At 43.1% G+C, this 15,182-nt stretch carries 16 protein-coding genes; 7 read left to right on the forward strand and 9 right to left on the reverse strand.

The features are described 5' to 3' along the window. Window positions 1–16 precede the first annotated feature (16 nt). The 3 genes from JV36_RS0109625 to JV36_RS0109635 all read right to left on the reverse strand — a co-directional run bounded on the left by JV36_RS0109625 (window position 17) and on the right by JV36_RS0109635 (window position 2,742). The gene (locus JV36_RS0109625) at window positions 17–1,159 is read right to left on the reverse strand and encodes an efflux RND transporter periplasmic adaptor subunit (protein ID WP_032095820.1); all 1,143 of its coding nucleotides are present in this window, start codon (window positions 1,157–1,159) and stop codon (window positions 17–19) included. Between the two features lie 244 nt (window positions 1,160–1,403). After that, on the reverse strand, window positions 1,404–1,799 hold the full coding sequence (locus JV36_RS0109630) for an OsmC family protein (RefSeq protein ID WP_032095821.1): 396 nt from the start codon (window positions 1,797–1,799) through the stop codon (window positions 1,404–1,406). A 22-nt stretch (window positions 1,800–1,821) separates the two neighbouring features. Beyond that, window positions 1,822–2,742 carry a hypothetical protein gene (locus JV36_RS0109635; RefSeq protein ID WP_032095822.1) on the reverse strand — a complete coding sequence of 307 codons (921 nt, stop codon included), beginning with the start codon at window positions 2,740–2,742 and terminating at the stop codon, window positions 1,822–1,824. A 65-nt stretch (window positions 2,743–2,807) separates the two neighbouring features. On the opposite strand from JV36_RS0109635, the gene JV36_RS0109640 reads away from it, so the two are divergent. The 4 genes from JV36_RS0109640 to JV36_RS0109655 are packed head-to-tail and all read left to right on the forward strand — an operon-like array spanning window position 2,808 to window position 6,173. Beyond that, window positions 2,808–3,533 (forward strand): 5-oxoprolinase subunit PxpA, encoded by a 726-nt coding sequence (locus tag JV36_RS0109640; RefSeq protein ID WP_032095823.1) that lies wholly within the window; start codon window positions 2,808–2,810, stop codon window positions 3,531–3,533. Window positions 3,534–3,590: 57 nt separating this feature from the next. After that, complete coding sequence (locus tag JV36_RS0109645) at window positions 3,591–4,346, forward strand: 5-oxoprolinase subunit B family protein (protein ID WP_032095824.1); 756 nt, start codon at window positions 3,591–3,593, stop codon at window positions 4,344–4,346. Further along, on the forward strand, window positions 4,336–5,310 hold the full coding sequence (locus JV36_RS0109650) for a biotin-dependent carboxyltransferase family protein (RefSeq protein WP_032095825.1): 975 nt from the start codon (window positions 4,336–4,338) through the stop codon (window positions 5,308–5,310). Before JV36_RS0109645 ends, JV36_RS0109650 begins: the two co-directional genes overlap by 11 nt. Then, window positions 5,307–6,173 carry a D-amino acid aminotransferase gene (locus JV36_RS0109655; RefSeq protein ID WP_032095826.1) on the forward strand — a complete coding sequence of 289 codons (867 nt, stop codon included), beginning with the start codon at window positions 5,307–5,309 and terminating at the stop codon, window positions 6,171–6,173. Before JV36_RS0109650 ends, JV36_RS0109655 begins: the two co-directional genes overlap by 4 nt. A gap of 96 nt (window positions 6,174–6,269) precedes the next feature. On the opposite strand, the gene fur is transcribed toward JV36_RS0109655, so the two are convergent. Continuing rightward, on the reverse strand, window positions 6,270–6,695 hold the full coding sequence (fur, locus tag JV36_RS0109660; RefSeq protein ID WP_032095827.1) for a ferric iron uptake transcriptional regulator: 426 nt from the start codon (window positions 6,693–6,695) through the stop codon (window positions 6,270–6,272). Between the two features lie 314 nt (window positions 6,696–7,009). Between fur and JV36_RS0109665 the strand changes: the two genes are divergently transcribed. Next, window positions 7,010–9,007 carry a methyl-accepting chemotaxis protein gene (locus JV36_RS0109665; RefSeq protein WP_032095828.1) on the forward strand — a complete coding sequence of 666 codons (1,998 nt, stop codon included), beginning with the start codon at window positions 7,010–7,012 and terminating at the stop codon, window positions 9,005–9,007. A 91-nt stretch (window positions 9,008–9,098) separates the two neighbouring features. Here JV36_RS0109665 and fldA read toward each other — a convergent pair whose 3' ends face one another. The 5 genes from fldA to JV36_RS0109690 form a co-directional block, all read right to left on the reverse strand. Continuing rightward, window positions 9,099–9,623 carry a flavodoxin FldA gene (fldA, locus tag JV36_RS0109670; protein ID WP_032095829.1) on the reverse strand — a complete coding sequence of 175 codons (525 nt, stop codon included), beginning with the start codon at window positions 9,621–9,623 and terminating at the stop codon, window positions 9,099–9,101. A 30-nt stretch (window positions 9,624–9,653) separates the two neighbouring features. Continuing rightward, the gene (locus JV36_RS0109675) at window positions 9,654–9,872 is read right to left on the reverse strand and encodes a DUF2788 domain-containing protein (RefSeq protein ID WP_032095830.1); all 219 of its coding nucleotides are present in this window, start codon (window positions 9,870–9,872) and stop codon (window positions 9,654–9,656) included. A 152-nt stretch (window positions 9,873–10,024) separates the two neighbouring features. Continuing rightward, entirely contained in the window at window positions 10,025–10,801 is a 777-nt protein-coding gene (locus JV36_RS0109680; protein ID WP_032095831.1) for an alpha/beta fold hydrolase, read from the reverse strand. Between the two features lie 89 nt (window positions 10,802–10,890). Continuing rightward, window positions 10,891–11,289 carry an H-NS histone family protein gene (locus tag JV36_RS0109685; protein ID WP_032095832.1) on the reverse strand — a complete coding sequence of 133 codons (399 nt, stop codon included), beginning with the start codon at window positions 11,287–11,289 and terminating at the stop codon, window positions 10,891–10,893. Between the two features lie 154 nt (window positions 11,290–11,443). Further along, a complete protein-coding gene (locus tag JV36_RS0109690; RefSeq protein WP_032095833.1) occupies window positions 11,444–13,093 on the reverse strand; it encodes an electron transfer flavoprotein-ubiquinone oxidoreductase in 1,650 nt (549 codons plus the stop codon). 370 nt (window positions 13,094–13,463) lie between these two features. Between JV36_RS0109690 and JV36_RS0109695 the strand changes: the two genes are divergently transcribed. Both JV36_RS0109695 and JV36_RS0109700 read left to right on the forward strand, forming a co-directional pair. Beyond that, window positions 13,464–14,216, forward strand: a complete 753-nt coding sequence (locus tag JV36_RS0109695; RefSeq protein ID WP_032095834.1) for an electron transfer flavoprotein subunit beta/FixA family protein — start codon at window positions 13,464–13,466, stop codon at window positions 14,214–14,216. Beyond that, entirely contained in the window at window positions 14,213–15,139 is a 927-nt protein-coding gene (locus JV36_RS0109700) for an electron transfer flavoprotein subunit alpha/FixB family protein (RefSeq protein WP_032095835.1), read from the forward strand. The genes JV36_RS0109695 and JV36_RS0109700 overlap by 4 nt, the downstream gene beginning before the upstream one ends. Window positions 15,140–15,182 lie beyond the last annotated feature (43 nt).

Genomic DNA, 15,182 nt, shown 5'->3' on the forward strand with positions numbered 1-15,182 from the left:
CCTTATTTATCTTCGCTTAGCTGTTTACAACTTCAACAGGCGCATTGTCTTTTAAGTTTTGATGACCCGCAGTAACGACTTGTTCGTTACCGGTTAACCCGTGAGTCACTTCAATAACATCGTTATTTTCAAATCCGGTAGATACATTGACTTTCTTAACCACGCCACCGTCGACTACAAAAACGCTGTGGGTATTATCAATGGTAACCAGAGCACGGCGGGGTACTAAAGTGGTATTGGCATGAGTGGCATATTCAAGAGATACATCGGTGAACATGCCGGCTTTTAACGTGTTTTGTCCATTGGGCACTCGCAGGGTTACTTTAAAGGTGCCGGTAGTGGCGTCGATAACGGGGCTAATTCGCTCAACATGTGCGGTTATTTTTTGATTGTTTAACGCGGCAACGTTTAGGGTAGCAACCTGGCCTACAGACACATTCGTTAGTTCGTTTTCTGGTAGGAATACCACGCCCTGAAGGTCTTTTTGCTGCACAATATGAAACATTCTTTCACGTTGGAAAGATTCGGTGAGGTTACCTACTTTGGCATTGCGAGATGCAATAAACCCACTAATAGGTGCTTCTATCGTGGTTTCTTTTAAATCCAATTCAGCAATGCGCAACGAGGCCTTGACTGATTCATACTGAGCGTTGAGCTTATCGTAGGTATCGTGACTAATGAGTTTTTGTGAGTATACCTTGTTGACGCGCTCAAGCTCGTTTTCGATACCTTGTAGGTCAGCGCGTGCTTTTGACACATTGAGTTCGTACCGACGCTTATCTAGCTGTGCCAACGCTTGTCCTTTTTCTACGTAGTCGCCTTCTTCTACGAATATGGCTTCAATAATTCCTGATGCGCGAGCAGAGACAAACGCTTCTTCACGGGCCTCTAAAATAGCGGTGGTATTGTAGGTTGAGGTAATGTCGCCTGTTTTTAAGTGCAGTGCTTCAACGGGAATAGCGAATACCGTCTCTTCTACTTTGTCAGGGCCATTCGCTGCATCAATCGCATCAGCATCTGTGCAGCCAGTTGTAAATGCGCTAAGCGCTAGAATTGTGCTACCAATAACGGCATAGCGTAAAAATGGAGAGTGAGCGTTCGAAATTCGAAGTGAAGCGTTGTTTGAGTTCTGATATGAGGTGTTTTGTGCTGTTTCCATGGTCAATGCCCTAACGTTTATTGTCGTTATATCATAATGACCAATAAGAGCAGATAACGTGCCAGTAAACTAAAAACATTAAGTTTCAGTGTGTTAGGGTTTTTTGGTGGTGAAAAACAAAAAGGCCAACCGAATTGGTTAGCCTTTTTTACTATCTGTTAGCCAATATCGCTAAGTAACAGTAATTTAAACTAAAGTCTACAAGGCCAAAGCCTGCCTAGACATCGCTTATTCCACTGATTATCTATTCAACCAAGGTGTAGCTGGTGGTAATGTCAACATTGCCCTTAAGCATTAACATGACCGAACAGTATTTTTCCGCTGAAAGCTGCACAGCACGGGCTAACGCTTTATCGGTAATTCCCGTTCCTGACACCGTGTAGTGAGCATGTACTTTTTCAAACACACGTGGTGGCTCTTCAGCGCGGTTTGCCTCAAGTTCACAATGACACGCTGTAATGTCAAAGCGCCCTTTTTTCAAAATATCGACGACGTCCACACTTGAACAGGCACCAATAGCAACAAGCACCGATTCCATAGGTGAAACAGCGTTGCCGTTTCCATCCATCACGGTGTTGTAACCACTGTCGGTAGTACCAGTAAACGTAAGGTCTTTATCCCATGAAACACGTGCTTTCATTATATATCCTGAGTTGTGTAAATTAAGTATTGGTGTTCAATCGTATTGCATCAGCGTTAATAGTGATTTTTTTCTGTTTATACAGCGCACCCAACGCCTTTTTATAGGCCGCTTTACTCACATTAAAATGCGTGTAAATATCTTCAGGTGCACTCTTATCAGTGAGTGTCGATATGCCGCCGTGGGCATCTAAATCATCTAAAATAGCCTGCTGAAGCTCACTTCGCGCATCTTTATCAATACGTTGAAGGACAACATCAATTTTACCATCTTCGCGAATTGTTTTTATTACACCCGAGGTAGCTTGACCTACTTTCAATGGTTTAAACGCGTCGCTGTGAAAAATCAGACCAAGATTCTTTTCGTTTATCACGACTTTAAAACCGAGATCTGTTTTGGCATAAATTAGGCATTCAACATCGTCGCCTTCATTCAAATAGGCATTACTTTCCTGTAAAAAGTAGTGAAGCTTGGTCGCACCTAAAATGCGCTGGGTTTTATTGTCAAAGAACGTATAAACAACGTATTTCATACCCGCACTAACAGGCTCGGCTTGATAGTCGTCTGGAACGAGTAAATCGTTATCTAATCCCCAGTCGAAAAAAGCGCCAAAATTGGTAGCAGATACCGCTTTTAAAATTTTGACTTCGCCCACCTGAATCAGCGGCTTTTTCACCGTTGCGTAGGGCTCTCCACGCTGATTTGTGGCAACAAATACATCTATCTCCGCATTTGTTGCAAGGGGTGTTTCAACCTCATCAAGAGGAAGAGTAACGGTTTCATCGATGCCAAGGGTGTGGGCCTCTGAATCGAAAACAGCAGCACCTTCGTTATCAGTACCACTCTCAAACTCGTTTTCATTAGCGTCTAGGGCGGCTAGGGCGTACCCAAAAGGGTATTCTGCTACCACGCGCAATGTATTAATTTTTCCAATATTTATCATTAACACTGACTTTTTTAATAGAACAGGTAACATAATATCGGATTGGAGTTAAGAGCTAAACCATTATGAAGTTAAATTGCGATTTAGGTGAAAGTTTTGGGGCCTGGTCTATGCCTGTGGAAAAAGACATTATGTCTGAGATAGACCAGGCAAACATTGCCTGTGGCTTTCACGCTGGCGATCCATTGGTAATGAAAGCCGCGCTGGATATTGCCAAAGCCCATGGTGTGTCGGTTGGTGCTCATCCGTCTTACCCTGATTTGCAAGGGTTTGGACGCAGAAGTATGGCAATGCAAGCCAATGAGCTTAGTGCCTGTATTCAATATCAGGTAAGTGCATTAGTAGGGATGGCTGACATAGTGGGCACGCAGGTCGATTATGTTAAGCCACACGGTGCACTTTATAACGACATGATGAAAAATAAGGACATTAGGCAAACCGTGATGAAAAGTGTTGCCGCCATGTGCCAAGGAAAACTTCCGTTGATGGTACAAGCCACATCTGAACACCAAGAAATCATAGATGAAGCAAAACAGCATGGCGTATCGCTGTTGTTTGAAGCTTTTTCTGACAGACGCTATACCGATGAAGGCTATCTACAGTCTCGTCAAATAGACGGTGCTGTACTCAGTTCGCAAGAGGCGTTAGTACAAGCCAAGCAACTTATAGAGCAGGGCACAGTAACAACTGCATCAGGCGCCACGTTATCTATTCAAGCAGACAGTTTGTGTGTGCACGGCGATACAGCCGGCGCTGTAGAGATAGCCCGCCAAATTAGAGCTTACCTATAACTATGTTGTTTCAAAAAACACGTTATTTTGAAAGTGGTCTTAAGGTAGGAGATGCTCATGCAACCTTTTGGCAGTATTAAGCAGTTTGTTCCCGTGGGAGCAGATGCCATTATGTTGTATTTTTCAGGTTCAAACCTAGAACAAGCAAATGCCGCCTGTCAGCAATGGTTGCGTGTACTCGATAGGGCTGCCAGTCATAGCGAACGACCTTGGCTTGTAGAATGTGTGCCATCCTACGATAGCTTATTAATAATATTCGATATTGAGCGAGTCGATAGCCACTTTGTATACAATACGCTTCGCAGCTGGCAAAACGGTGGAAACACCATGATTGGCCCTGAAGTTGGCAGCTCGGCAGTTGTTAGCTCGGCAGGTGGTGAAACTGAAGTAGCCCCAGGAAAATGCCATATATTGCCTGTGTGGTATGGTGCGCCAGACGCTAACGATCTTGTTGAAATTAGTCAAAAAACATCCCTGTCGATTGAAGAGGCAATTTCACTCCATACCAGCATTGAATATAAGGTTTACGCGGTGGGGTTTGCTCCTGGCTTTGGCTACATGGGAGATATTCCGATACAACTACAGTGCCCACGATTAGGCACGCCCAGAAAGAAAGTGCCGAAGGGAGCGGTTGCCATCGCAGATAGACAAACCGCCGTCTATCCTAGCGAATCTCCCGGCGGCTGGAATTTAATGGGCCTGTGCCCTGAAAACATGTTGGATAAAGACAATCAACCTTTGCTAAGTGCTGGCGATACCGTAAAATTTGTGTCGATAACAGAAAGTGAGTTTAACGCCTATCATGAAGGTTGAAGTAATTTCGAAAGGCCTTTTCAGCCTCATTGTTGATGAAGGCAGAATAGGTAAGCAGCGCCAAGGGTTCTCCCAATCCGGCCCTATGGACGAAATGGCGTATCATTGGGCAAATTTTCTTGCTCACAACCCCGACAATACACCCTGTTTAGAAGTGATGGGAAAAATGACGGTCTGTTTTCATGAGCCTGCTATTGTTGCTGTTGCGGGGCGGCAGGTAACGGTGCAGGTAAATGGGCATGACCAACCGTCTTATTCCAGTATCAAGGTCAATAAAAATGACCGCTTAAGCTTTCAAAGTGGATATGTTGGAAGTAAGGCGTATCTTGCTATTTATGGTGAATGGAAAATTCCCCATCAGGTTGGCAGTGCATGTACTGTAGTTCGAGAGTCCCTTGGCGGCCTTCATGGTGACGGTCGAGGAATTAGCGACGGTGACTGTATCGATATAAGTCGTTGCGATGAGCAAACGTATGAAGCGGTATCTGTTCGTCAGCTGCCAATCCAGAACAGTTTGTCAATAAAGTGCGGAGAGCATGTAGCCTATGACATAGAGGCGCCGTTACGTGTCATTAAAGGTTATCAAGAAGCGCATTTTAGTCAGGTAGCGAAGCGCATGTTTGAAAGCTCAGAATATACGGTCAGTTCGTCAATCGACAGAATGGGCTATCGTTTGAACGGAGCAGATATTGCTTCATCTTTGTCGTCTATGCGCTCAGAGGCTATTCATATAGGCGCAATTCAAGTACCTCCAGATGGACAGCCTATTATCATGATGCGCGATAGACAAACTCTGGGTGGCTATCCGAAGCTAGGATGTTTAAACCCACTCGATGTAAGTCGCTTGGCTCAGCGGGTTCCCGGTGAGACAGTTTCCTTTATTTTTCAAAATAGTGAAGAAGCCCGAGCCGACATTCTTTTGTCTCGGCAACACGTGCAGCGATTGAGAGGAGAAATTGCATGACAGTCGCTTTTTTAAACGGTGAATACCTTCCCCTTAGTGAAGCAAAAATTTCACCGATGGATAGGGGCTTCCTATTTGGTGATGGTATTTATGAAGTGATACCGACCTATGCGGGAAAACCGGTAGGGCTTAAGGGCCATTTGTCGCGGTTGGCCTCGGGGCTATCGGCCATTGAAATTGATAATCCTTATGACGATGCCATGTGGACATCCATTGTGCTGCAGCTGGCAACAGAAAATGCTCAGCATATAGAAAGTGGTAACGTGGGAGTGTATTTCCATGTGAGTCGAGGTACTGACACTAAGCGTTATCATGCATACCCAACTGGCGTTACACCAACGGTTTTTGCTTTCGCGTTTGAAATGGCAGCCCCCCAGTCAAATTCAAGAAGCAGTGCCAAGGTGTTTAAAGTGGCACTAGAAGAAGACAAGCGTTGGCAACGGTGCCATATAAAGTCCACATCGTTGCTTGGCAACGTCATGCACTTTCAAAGTGGCGTAAAAGCTGGTGTTAACGAAACAATTTTATATAACGAGAAAGGGCTGATAACTGAGGCAAGTTCGTGCAACGTATTTATGGTGAAAAACGGCATGATTAAAACGCCGCCCTTAAATAATGAATTGCTGCCAGGGATCACCCGCCACATTGCACTAGAATCGTTTAAGCGTGCAAACCTTAACGTTGTAGAGGAGTGGTTTTCTAAAGAGTCACTTCTCGATGCAGATGAGGTGTGGCTTACGTCATCGAGTAAGGAAGTGTCTCCGGTTATTGAAATTGATGGGAATGTCATCGGTGAGGGCGAGGCAGGCGAAGTGTGGGAACGGGCAATAAGGGCGTATCACGCTTATAAATTTGACGCTTAATGCGCATATAAGCCACGCTTGAAAAGCGAAAAAAAACCTGCCGATACGTGAGTAAAGGCAGGTTTTTCATTTGAACTTTAGGTCAACACGCCTAAATTAGTCGAGTGTGTCGCAGTTCCCGTCGGTACATTCACCGTAAAGGTACAGGCTGTGGTGAGTAAGCTTAATATTGTGCTGCTTTGCCACCATTTCTTGTCGCTGCTCGATAATATCGTCTTCAAACTCAATCACTTTTCCACACTTAAGGCATACTAAATGATCGTGATGGTCTTTATGGCTTATTTCGAAAACAGATTTGCCGCCTTCAAAGTGATGACGATTTAAAATGCCGGCGTCGTCAAATTGGTTAAGAACACGATATACCGTAGCTAAACCAATTTCTTCATCTTGTTCGATAAGAATCTTGTACACATCTTCCGCACTTATGTGTTGATTATTTGGGTCTTGCAGAATTTGTAAAATTTTAAGGCGAGGCAGAGTGACTTTAAGCCCTGCTCTTTTCAATTCTTTATTTTGATCCATTACAACCTACTGAGAAAGTGTGAAAAACATTTGCAGGTATTATAGGTAACTTGTAGCGATTTTAAAGTAAAACTAAGGTTTCTTTAACCTTATGAACGAATTTTACTCATCGACTAAATAATGAGCAAAAAATAAGAGTTTGTTCAATTAAGCGTAAAACGGTAGCGATTGTTCATTAAGTGCAGGATAAGAAACATGAATATGTAAAATAGATATAAACTTTTGGTGCATTGAATTTACATATTGTTAAACTAGAATTGAAAGACTATTGTGACACTCCTTGCTTTTGTCGGGCGTACTTGTTGGATTCTATTATGCAGTTAACAATAATAAATAAAATAACGTTAGGCTTTGGTCTGTTCGGATGCTTACTTTTATTTACCAGTGTTTTATCTTACTTCGGCCTTAACGATATCCGCAAATCTGCAGAAGATGTTGTTGAGCGAAAAATGCCTGAGCAAACCAGCATGGTAAGAGTGAAAACAGAAATTTTGTCATTATCTGTTATCACAGCAAACGGCTTCCATGTGGAAAACGCTGCTTCATTCGAAAAAAATAAAGCATTATTTGATTCTTTATCTTCTGAATTCACAAAAGATCTCGATAACCTCAAATCGTTAATGCCCTCAAATGACGACGCCCAAAAAGCAATTGCAGATAGTCTTCACTACGTCGATAGCAGTAATAAAATGTATGCGGCCATAAAATCGCGTATGGAAGTAGAGGCGCAGTTGCAAAGCCAACTTGAACAAGTGCTAATGGTGGCCGATGAGGCCAGTGCACTTATGCTTGACCTTTCTTACATCGACTCTAACGATCCAGTTATAGAAACATTAATTGGCGCTGGCACTGCCATAGATAACAAGCTTCTCACAATCAATGACTCTTTTATCGAATTAGCAGAGTCTAATCGCTCAGAAGAAAGCCTAGGGATTATTGATGATTTAAGTTATCAACTCAGTAACCTTCAGGTAGATAGAGACTATATAAATAGGTTAGCAAGCGGCATAGACGACGGTGGCACGGTGAGTGCGTTTAATGAGCAGTACGATGCCTTACTGGTCGCTGTTGATAAGCTAACAGCGCTGCAAACAGCAAAGCTAGAAATGATTGAAAACACGGTGAAAGAGAGAAGCAATGCGACCTCATCGCTCAATACGGCCTTAGACGATATCAACGCGTTATTTAAACGGGTTCAAGCTCAAGCGTTAAGTGGGCAAAACGCAATATTAGAATCGGTACAAGCTAACTTAGTTAAAAATACTATTGTTGCTATCTTTGGCCTTATTACCGCTATCGTGCTGGCCGTTGTGGTTACCCGCAGCATCTCAAAACCACTTAGTCGCATTAACCGCGGTTTGAGTTTATTGAGTAAGGGGGATTTAAGCCAGAAGCTACCAGAAGAAGGGAATGATGAGTTCTCAGCACTGTCTGCCAAAGTGAATAGCCTGACCGATAGCCTAAGAGAGCTGGTTGGGAATATTTTAGAGCAAGAAACGCGATTAATCGAAATAGCGAAAGAGAGCGTCGAATTGGGTGATAAGAGCCTCGTTGATGTGGATGACCAACGAGAGCAAGTTACGGTTACGTCCACCAATACGCAACATGTACAGGAAAAAAGCCGCAGTAACCTTAAACAAATTAATCAGGCTATGTCTGCGCTACGGGATATTACCAATCAGAGTCAAGACATTGGCCACCTCGTAGAGCGAAATAGACAGCAAGTAGATAGCCAAGCTAAACAGGCTGAAACATCTGCAGAGATTATCGCCCGGTTAGATGATAACTCTCGCAGCATTGGTAGCATACTTGACGTTATTAAAACCATTGCAGAACAAACTAATCTATTGGCGCTTAACGCGGCCATAGAGGCTGCCAGAGCAGGGGAGCAAGGACGTGGGTTTGCCGTTGTTGCTGATGAAGTAAGAACCCTAGCAAATCGAACTCATGACTCAACCGAAGAAATTGAGCAGATGATTGGCAACTTACAAAAAGATGCTGCTGAAGCGGTTAAAGCCATTGAATCTGGGAAAGAGCAGGCAAAGGGCAGCGTTGATATTACCCACCAGGTTGCAGAGCAGGTAAAAGGTATTCGGGAAATTATCGAGCAGCTAAGCAACATCAACGAGCACATTGTCACCGATACCGAACAGCAGGACGTGTTGTTGGCCGACGTAGCGCAAAGCTTAAACACCATTGTTAGCTTGGCAGACTCCAGTGCTCAAAGCACAAGGCAGTCTAACGAATCGACCATGAAGTTAGATGCGCAAACTGAAAGCTTGCGAAAAGCGGTTGAGCGTTTTCAATTGTAAAAGAAAGCATAATGTCAGAAATAAAATATCAGACACAAAAAAACCGCTCATCATGAGCGGTTTTTTATTATCTTTAATAAACGGGCGCTGCTTATGCCAGTTCAGCGAGGCATAGCTCGTCGTGAATCTGCTTACACCAAGCTTTTACTCTTGAGTCAGTAAGCTCTGGCTGTCTGTCTTCGTCAATACCAAGACCGACAAAGTGATTGTCATCAGCCATGCCTTTAGACGCTTCAAAGTCGTAGCCATCGGTAGACCACTGACCAACAAGAATTGCGCCTTTCGCTTCAACGATATCGCGCACCATACCCATGGCATCTAGGAAATACTCAGCGTAGTCTTCTTGATCGCCACAGCCGAAAATTGCCACTAGCTTATCGGTAAAGTCGATGCCCTCAAGCTCTGGGAAAAAATCGTCCCAATCGCATTGTGCTTCTCCGTAATACCACGTAGGTATTCCAAAGATAAGAAGGTCAAACTCGGCAATATCTTCTTTGCTGCTCTTAGCAATGTCTTTTACGTCAATGAGTTGCTTACCTAATTCTTTTTGAATCATCTTCGCTACGTGTTCGGTATTACCCGTGTCACTGCCGAAAAATAGGCCAACGCTCGCCATAACTAACCTCTATTAATCATTTCTGTCTGTTTAAACGCCTGAATTAAGCCAGAACCATTCGATGAGTCCCTTAGCTAGAAACCCCACCGCACCTAAGCCAAGCACGCCGTAGGTCACTACTTTACCAATGAGAGGAACATCGTTCTTACGCAATACATCGTGCACAGCAAAGCCCATCAATGCAAAAAGTATTGCAAGGCCGCCATATAGCATAATGGACTCTATTAGTTCATAGTTTTCTGCAAGCATGGTTTCGTTAATTCAATATCAGTAATCTACAAAATCTGCGCGAATGATATCACAATATGCGAATGTGTAAGAGACCAAAACATTCAAAAATATGTAATAGTATTCGCTGTCATCGCAAATTTAATAAGAGATTGTTTTATCAATACAAAAAATCAATTTTTTTGTAACATTCTCTCTACAATTGCATTAAAAACCGCAGGCTTTTCCGCGTGCAGCCAGTGCCCGACACCTTCAATAATATGCGCCTTCGCATTCGGGAAATAGGTACCGATAGCGGCTTTATGCTCCGCGGTTATATAATCGGAATTGCCCCCTTTTATAAATAGGGTAGGCCCGTTAAATTGTTTAGACGTTTGTTGCCAATCTACTATGTGAGGGTAGCTCTCTATCAGTCCTGCTAAATTAAATCGCCAAGACCATTTACCTTCGTCCGTTTTGTACAAGCTTTTAAGTAAGAACTGTCGTACACCAGGTTCCTCAATAAACTCAGACATTGCCGATTCAGCGTCTTTTCTGCCCTGTATGTCATCTAGTGGAACCGCATTTAAACCATTAAATATGCTGTAATGCCTGTGATTGTATGCAACTGGCGCAATATCAGCCACAACAAGATGACTCACTTTCTCTGGGTAGTTAAGTGCAAACTGCATTGCGACTTTGCCACCTAAGGAATGACCTAGTAGCGCTACACTCGAAAGGGAAAGTGCTTCGACAATATCGTTAATGGCGCTGGCTGCGTTAGTGACGTCAAATCCATTTGTCCATTTCGACTCACCGTGGTCGGGAAGGTCGATGCTTACAATATTGTATTGTTTTTCAAAATGCCGTTTAATTATTGCTAAATTATCAGCGCTTCCAAATAATCCATGAATTAAAAAAAGCCATGACGATGAATTATCGCATTGAGATATTTTGTAATTTATATCCACGTAGTCGCCAAATAAATTGATGAAAAAAAGAGGCCTGCAATGCAGACCTATATAAATGTAATTAATAACAGTATGTATTAAGGCGTGCCTTAATTAGTTGAAAAGCTATCCAACGATTTACCACTATCAAGGGCGTCTTTATAAACCCGTGGCATTCTGCCAATACCGGTCCAAGGATGCTCAACGCCTTTTTCGTCTACAAGCTTATATTTAACAGGGCGTTTTTTACCTGTTTTCTTGCTTGTTTCGCTACTTAAAGCCTGTAGGTCTTCAAAATTTAAACCTGCTTCTTCCATTTGTTGTTTAATGGCGGCCAGTTTTTCCCGTTTTTCCTGTATTTCTTTTTCTTGCTCTAGCGCTTTTTCTTTTCGCTTATCAACAATATTTGCTAATTTCTCTTGAACATCTTCCAGTTCTTCAATGCTTAATTCCTTTACTGCACCTTGTAAACGTCTTCCATGGGTTAAAATATCTAAAAAATCACTCATTAATTAACCTTAGTACGTTGGGTGTAAATTCATAATGATAATAATTAATAAACGGGCAAAAAAAAAGCGGGCAGAGCCCACTTTTTAATTTAATACGATATATAGCGTAATTCAGTCGCTAAAAAGCAAACCTTTACACAAATCGACTCAACATTTACATATTCGGATAATTAGGACCGCCAGTACCTTCAGGCACTACCCATTTAATGTTCTGGCTTGGGTCTTTGATATCGCAGGTTTTACAGTGTACGCAGTTTTGTGCATTAATCTGAAAACGCTTTTCACCTTCATCTTCAATAATTTCATAAACACCAGCAGGGCAGTAACGTTGAGCAGGCTCTGCAAATTTCGGTAAGTTTATCTGAATTGGAATAGAAGGATCTTTCAATTGCAAATGACAGGGTTGATCTTCTTCATGGTTTGTATTGGATAAAAACACAGAAGATAGTTTATCGAAGCTCAAGACTCCGTCTGGTTTGGGATAACTGATTTCTTGTGATTTATCCGCTTCGTTAAGCTGCGCATAATCCTTATGCTCGTCTTTCATGGTAAAGGGTAAATTACCTTTAAAGAAATTTTGTTCTAAGGTGTTAAATGCACCGCCCCAGAAATTACCCAATTTATGAATTGCCGGGCCAAAGTTACGCGAACGGAATAATTCATCGTATACCCAAGACGATTTAAATTTGTCTGTGAAACTGGTTAATTCTTTAACCGGTGCTTCATTATTTTCTTTTATTGCTTCAAATATACTCTCAGCAGCCAGCATGCCAGATTTCATGGCCGTATGGTTGCCCTTAATTTTCGCAAAGTTCAGCGTACCAGCGTTACAACCTACTAATAGACCGCCAGGGAACGTCATTTTAGGCAGTGAGTTAAATCCACCCTTAGCAATGGCGCGAGCGCCGTAAGAAACCCGCTTACCGCCTTCAAGGTATTGCTTAAATACCGAGTGATGTTTTAGACGTTGGAACTCATCAAACGGGCTTAAGTAAGGGTTCTCATAATTAAGGTCAACAATTAAGCCCACAAACACTTGGTTATCTTCGGCGTGATACATATAACTGCCGCCAGTGGCTTCATCTAATGGCCATCCCGCGCTGTGCACCACTAAACCTGGCTGGTGTTTGGCTGGGTCGATATCCCAGATTTCTTTAAAGCCGATGGCATAATGTTGTGGCGAACTGTCTTTATCTAGGTTGAAGTGAGAAATAAGTTCTTTACCAAGATGGCCTCTACAACCCTCTGCAAATATCGTGTATTTTGCGCGAAGCTCCATACCCGGCATGTAGCCGTCTTTATGCTCGCCATTTTCACCAACGCCCATGTCGCCAGTTACTACACCGCCAACGCTACCGTCTTCATTGTAAATTGTTTCTGCGGCAGAAAAGCCAGGGAATACTTCAACACCCAACTGTTCAGCTTGTTCTGCAAGCCAGCGGCAAACATTACCCATAGAGACAATATAGTTACCTTCATTGTGCATGGTTTTTGGGGTAATACCGTTTGGCAGCTTCTTGGCCGAATTCTCATCGTTTAGCAGGTAAATGTGATCTTCAGTAACAGGCGTGTTAAGCGGCGCGCCTTTCTCTTTCCAATCGGGGAAGAGTTCATTCATGGCTCGAGGCTCAAAAACAGCACCCGAAAGGATATGTGCACCTACTTCGGAGCCTTTTTCGACTACGCAAACCATTAATTCTTGGTCATTTTCATTTGCAAGCTGCATGAGCTTACAAGCAGTTGATAGTCCAGCTGGGCCGGCACCGACGATGACTACGTCAAACTCCATCGATTCTCGTTCCACGGGAGGCTCCTTATGTTCGTATTTTTATAATGCACTATTGATGAAACAAATAATGCAATGTGTCAAAAACATGTAAATTAAATGTCGACCTGCAAGGTAATCCAGGTTGACGTTTACGTCAACAGTAAGTACATTGCATAGCAGTTTACGTTAACGTTAACTGACAACGCATTTTATGCGCTGGTAAACGTGGTGTTAACGCCTTTTTCGAGCTAGCCTTGTAAAAACGGACGTTCCACGGTTTTTTTTTAACGTAAAGTGCTTTATTAAAGTTTCAAAAAGCGTGGTGAAGTAATACGTTTTTAATTTTTAATAGTTAATTATTAGTGAAACGTAGTAGACACCGACGAACTCTATAATTGAGGTAAATATGAAAATACTCGTACCGGTCAAACGCGCGATCGACTACAACGTTAAGGTAAGAGTGAAAGCCGATGAATCTGGCGTCGACCTTACTAATGCAAAAATGGCCATCAACCCGTTTTGTGAAATTGCTGTTGAAGAAGCAGTAAGATTAAAAGAAAAGGGCATTGCCACTGAAATCGTTGTTGTTTCAATTGGCGATAAAAGCTGCCAAGAGCAAATTCGCACGGCATTGGCATTAGGTGCTGATCGCGGCATTCAGATTGATACCGATCAAAACCTAGATTCTTTACAAGTTGCTAAGCTTTTAGCAAAAGTTGTTGAAGAAGAAGCGCCACAGCTGGTTATTCTTGGCAAGCAAAGCATCGACTCTGATAATAATCAGACGGGTCAAATGCTAGCAGCATTAACGGGAATGCCTCAAGGCACGTTCGCTTCTGAAGTGGCCATCGACGGTGAAAAAGTACACGTTACACGTGAAGTAGACGGCGGCCTTCAAACTATTGCGCTTTCTCTTCCTGCGGTAGTAACCACAGACCTTCGTTTAAACGAACCTCGTTATGCATCACTTCCTAATATCATGAAGGCTAAACGCAAGCCTTTAGATGTTAAAGCAGCGGCAGATTTTGGTGTAGCGCTAGAGTCTCACGTGAAAGTGCTTAAAGTAACGCCACCGCCACAGCGCGAGGGTGGTATCAAGGTAGCAGACGTTGCTGAGTTAGTAGATAAACTTAAAAATGAAGCGAAGGTGATCTCATGACAGTACTTGTATACGCAGAACACGACAATGCGAGCCTAAAAACCGAAACTAATAAACTAGTGCATGCTGCAAAGCAAATGGGTGGCGACATTCATGTATTGGTTGCTGGTGAAGGCTGTCAGGCGGTTGCTGATGCAGCTGCGCAAGTAGACGGCGTTACTAAGGTATTGCTTGCAGACAACGCAGTTTATAAATATCAGCTAGCTGAGAATGTTGCAGACCTAGTACTTGAACTAGCGGGCGATTATTCTCACGTCATTGCAGCAGCAACAACTACGGGCAAGAACTTCATGCCTCGCGTTGCGGCACTTCTCGATGTAGCTCAAATTTCCGATATCATTGGCGTGGAAAGCGAAGATACGTTTATTCGACCTATCTACGCGGGTAATGCGATAGCGACTGTACAATCAAGCGACGCAACGAAAGTGATTACTGTGCGAGCTGCGTCTTTCGATGCTGCTCAAACAGGCAACAGCGCTGAAGTTGCTGCTATCGACGTAGTAAAAGCAAACGAAAAATCTGATTTTGTATCTGAAGAGCTTACAGAGTCAGAGCGTCCTGAGCTTACTGCTGCCGATGTGGTTATTTCTGGCGGTCGCGGTATGCAAAACGGCGAGAACTTCAAGCTTCTTGAAGGTATTGCTGACAAATTAGGCGCAGCTATGGGTGCATCTCGTGCAGCCGTTGATGCCGGTTTTGTGCCCAACGACATGCAAGTGGGTCAAACAGGAAAGATTGTTGCTCCTCAGCTTTATATTGCAGTGGGCATTTCTGGTGCTATTCAGCATCTTGCTGGTATGAAAGACTCTAAAGTTATCGTCGCTATCAACAAAGACGAAGAAGCGCCTATTTTCCAAGTTGCAGATTACGGCTTGGTGGGTGACTTGTTTGAAGTACTTCCAGAATTGGAAGGCGCTATTTAATCAAGTATTAGCAGCATGTTTGTATAACAGCTGACTGAATACC

This window comes from Alteromonas sp. LOR (assembly GCF_000753865.1).
In the GTDB taxonomy this organism is placed as follows: Bacteria; Pseudomonadota; Gammaproteobacteria; order Enterobacterales; family Alteromonadaceae; genus Alteromonas.

Bases quoted from the DNA above. Each gene is read 5' to 3' on its own strand.
- JV36_RS0109625 (WP_032095820.1), bottom strand. From the start codon at position 1,159: ATGGAAACAGCACAAAACACCTCATATCAGAACTCAAACAACGCTTCA.
- JV36_RS0109630 (WP_032095821.1), bottom strand. From the start codon at position 1,799: ATGAAAGCACGTGTTTCATGGGATAAAGACCTTACGTTTACTGGTACT.
- JV36_RS0109635 (WP_032095822.1), bottom strand. From the start codon at position 2,742: ATGATAAATATTGGAAAAATTAATACATTGCGCGTGGTAGCAGAATAC.
- JV36_RS0109640 (WP_032095823.1), top strand. From the start codon at position 2,808: ATGAAGTTAAATTGCGATTTAGGTGAAAGTTTTGGGGCCTGGTCTATG.
- JV36_RS0109645 (WP_032095824.1), top strand. From the start codon at position 3,591: ATGCAACCTTTTGGCAGTATTAAGCAGTTTGTTCCCGTGGGAGCAGAT.
- JV36_RS0109650 (WP_032095825.1), top strand. From the start codon at position 4,336: ATGAAGGTTGAAGTAATTTCGAAAGGCCTTTTCAGCCTCATTGTTGAT.
- JV36_RS0109655 (WP_032095826.1), top strand. From the start codon at position 5,307: ATGACAGTCGCTTTTTTAAACGGTGAATACCTTCCCCTTAGTGAAGCA.
- fur (WP_032095827.1), bottom strand. From the start codon at position 6,695: ATGGATCAAAATAAAGAATTGAAAAGAGCAGGGCTTAAAGTCACTCTG.
- JV36_RS0109665 (WP_032095828.1), top strand. From the start codon at position 7,010: ATGCAGTTAACAATAATAAATAAAATAACGTTAGGCTTTGGTCTGTTC.
- fldA (WP_032095829.1), bottom strand. From the start codon at position 9,623: ATGGCGAGCGTTGGCCTATTTTTCGGCAGTGACACGGGTAATACCGAA.
- JV36_RS0109675 (WP_032095830.1), bottom strand. From the start codon at position 9,872: ATGCTTGCAGAAAACTATGAACTAATAGAGTCCATTATGCTATATGGC.
- JV36_RS0109685 (WP_032095832.1), bottom strand. From the start codon at position 11,289: ATGAGTGATTTTTTAGATATTTTAACCCATGGAAGACGTTTACAAGGT.
- JV36_RS0109695 (WP_032095834.1), top strand. From the start codon at position 13,464: ATGAAAATACTCGTACCGGTCAAACGCGCGATCGACTACAACGTTAAG.
- JV36_RS0109700 (WP_032095835.1), top strand. From the start codon at position 14,213: ATGACAGTACTTGTATACGCAGAACACGACAATGCGAGCCTAAAAACC.